This window comes from Runella sp. (genome assembly GCF_027484545.1).
GTDB lineage: Bacteria > Bacteroidota > Bacteroidia > Cytophagales > Spirosomataceae > Runella.
This window is the reverse complement of the sequence record NZ_JAIXST010000036.1, coordinates 1-3184: the sequence shown is the minus strand read 5'-3', so window position 1 is coordinate 3184 and position 3184 is coordinate 1. Positions and strand designations below refer to the sequence as shown.

General features: G+C 42.1%; 2 protein-coding genes. Both read right to left on the bottom strand.

The window, feature by feature from the left end:
- Positions 1 to 135 precede the first annotated feature (135 nt).
- A complete protein-coding gene (locus tag Q0081_RS03395; protein ID WP_298349301.1) occupies positions 136 to 2565 on the bottom strand; it encodes a TonB family protein in 2430 nt (809 codons plus the stop codon).
- Positions 2566 to 2597: 32 nt separating this feature from the next.
- Entirely contained in the window at positions 2598 to 2963 is a 366-nt protein-coding gene (locus Q0081_RS03390; RefSeq protein ID WP_298349298.1) for a BlaI/MecI/CopY family transcriptional regulator, read from the bottom strand.
- Positions 2964 to 3184 lie beyond the last annotated feature (221 nt).

Below are 3184 nucleotides of genomic sequence, written 5' to 3'. Positions count from 1 at the left end.
CTGACTCGTTTTCCATGCTGAAAATTTAGCATAAAGGGCGTAAAACTCTTGCTCTTCTGTGTTCATAAACCAAATATCGCTATTTTTGAGATTTATAACTAACTTGTCCTACCCCCAACAAATTGGCTGTATGGATTAGTTTTTCTTCGTTGTTATCTCAATGACACCATTTTTTCCTTTTTCTCCGTATTTTTTTGTGGCCTCCTCTCCTTTCAAAACATTCATACTTTGGATGCTGTCGGGACTCAATTTCTGAATTTGCTCTTTTGCCATCTCTTTTCCATCCAATAGCCACAAGGCATCAGTGGCAGTGGGTTTTTGAGCAGCTTCTTTCTTGGCAGCGGCCGCTTTTTTAGACGTAATATATACCACCCCATATTTCCCTTTCTCCCCATGTATAGCAGTAGCTGACTCATTTTTCAAAACACTGATGTTGTCAATATCTTCGGGAGCAATAGCTTTCTCAAATTGTTCATTAGTTATTTCTTTACCATCAAGAATAAATAAAGGCTTTGTAGTAAATAATCCTTTGGAGTCATGGATTTTTATCCCTCCGTTAAGAATCGCATTCTCTTTCTTATCCCCCACTTTCATATCCACTTTTGTATCATTCATTCTTTCTATGCCGAAAGTCTCTGTCTTAATTTCCGTTTTTTTCTCCAACACAAACGAAACAGGCAACGCAAATTTTGCATCTACTGGCTGGCTGTCTTTTACGGCTGGATTCCAATTAGGCATTTTTGAAACTAACTTTATCGCCTCAGCATCGCATCCAAAACCAATTCCTTTGTCTATCACAATATCTTTGATGGCTCCTTCTTTTGTAACCGTAAAACCTACCAACACAATTCCTTCTACGTGCGCTCTTGCAGCAGCAGTGGGATATTTCAAATTTGTAGCAAAATATTGATTCAGTGCAGGTGTGCCACCCGGAAATTCGGGGCTTTTGTCGCCGTTGGATGAAACAAAAGATTGTTTCTCCAACACAAACTTAATTGGTAAACTATACTCCACGTTTACTTCTTTGCCATTTTGTTTACCAGGTATCCATCTGGGCATACCCAGAACCACACGTAGAGCTTCTTCGTCACAGCCAAAACCAATCCCTTTTGTGATTTTGGGGCTACGTATATCTCCATCCTTACTCACTACAAACAGTACAAAAACCTTTCCTTCCACATTGGCACGTCTGGCTGGGACAGGATACCTGATATTTCGACCTAAATAACGGCCTAATTCGCTCATTCCTCCTGGGAATTCAGGATTTTGTTCTACTACTGTAAAAATCTCTCCCTTTTTAATAGGATTCGTAATTTCTTCTACTGCCTCTCTTTTTGCAGGCTCGTTGCCATAGGCAACAATTACTATTTCGCCTAACTCTTTTGGTTCGGGTATCATAATTACGTTTTGTTCGTTTTGAGTAGCGTCTATTACTTGCGTTTTATAACCTACAAACGAAAACACCAACTGCTTACCACGTGCCACTTTAATGAGATAATTACCGTCCAAGTCAGTGATGGTACCGCTATTTGTATTGGCAATCACAATGGCTACCCCTGGCAAACCTTTGCCATCAGAAGTAAATACACGCCCATTTACGGTAATTTCTTCGGCGGTTTGTTCTAAGATGAGCGTTGTAGATTCGGCATTAGCAAGCACAGAACTTTTTTCCGTGGGTTCATCAGCGGGCTGTTCCAAAATATGTGCTTCGGGCTCGGCACTGCGGGCGGCTACGAGTACAACAAGTCCTATCACGACCGGCAAAGCCAGCAAATATCGACCTAATACCCAACGCGAACTGCGATTTTTTGTTAACATGGCTATTCTGTTTTTAAGCTGTGAAACATCGAAAAAATTATTGGTTAATACCTGCGGAGACACTCCGAAGGCGTACCCTGCCAACGTACGGGCATACGTAAAACGGTCGCCGTTGGTCGCTTGCTCATCGGCGATGAACTCATGGATTTCTTTAAGCGAACGTTTGAAGAAAATCAAAATCGGATTGAACCACATAAAAACGTGCACGAACTCTATCCACAGCAAATCCCAACTGTGCCGCTGACGAATATGCGCTAACTCATGCCGAAGCACTACCTCCCCGTACGAGTCTGCATCTTTTTGACTCACTACCAAATAGTTCAGGAATGAAAAGGAAGAGACGTTTTCGTTGGAAGCACGCACCAGAATGTATTTGCCCGAACGCAAGCGCTCCCCCGAACGGATGGTCTTCCTGATTTGCCACAGGCGAACTCCTAACCGTACCAACAAGACCAAAGCCCCCAACGCGTAAACTAACAGTAGAATCTCCTCGGTTGAAATCAAAGGTGCTGCTTCCGGTTGAAATACGACGGTCGTGGGTTCCATCGTAAATTCTGCCATCGGAAGAGCTTCCGGGGCTTTCTCGGGCAATACAACAAAGGGTGCTCCCAACGAAATCAAGAGAGCTGTTAACAGGTAAAAACGATTGAAAGCAAAGTAGGTATGCTTGCGCAACCACAGCCAATACACTACATACAGGGCTATCATCCCTGCCCCGGCTTTTCCAAGATAAATGAAGAGTTCCATGTGTTTTAGTAGGTTAAGAGCCTTTGGAATACTTATTGTTGACCTTTTTGTAACATCTTGATGATTTCGTCGGCATCGTTGAGGCTTAGGTTTTTGTCCTGAACAAAAAAAGAAACCAGTTCTTTTAAAGAGCCTTCAAAATAATTGTTGACCAGTTTGTTGGCTTCGTGAGCGCGGTAGTCTTCTTTGGTCACTATCGTAAAATATTCGTAGGTTTTCCCGCTGATGGCACGGTGATCTATGAAGCCCTTTTGTTCCAAAATTCGGATAAAGGTTGAAACGGTATTGTAGGCCGGTTTGGGTTCGGGCAAATGCTCAATAACGTCCCAAACGACGCCTTTTTCCAAATCCCACAGGATTTGCATGATTTCTTCTTCTGCTTTTGTGAGTTCGCGCATTATTTTTAAAAGTAGGTTATGTAAAGTGATACAAAGTAAAAACTAAAATTTTAGTTTTGCAAACTGTTTAACTAAATTTTTAGTGATACAACCAATAGTTCACACGGGGCCGCCTTTAGATTTGTGTGATGTAACAAAACCAAGAAATTGGTAAGTTTACTTTCCAGTTGTTGAGCAGGATCTATATCCTGTTTTTATCCAAACATCAACGGGGTCGCCCG

Bases quoted from the DNA above. Each gene is read 5' to 3' on its own strand.
- Q0081_RS03395 (WP_298349301.1), bottom strand. From the start codon at position 2,565: ATGGAACTCTTCATTTATCTTGGAAAAGCCGGGGCAGGGATGATAGCC.
- Q0081_RS03390 (WP_298349298.1), bottom strand. From the start codon at position 2,963: ATGCGCGAACTCACAAAAGCAGAAGAAGAAATCATGCAAATCCTGTGG.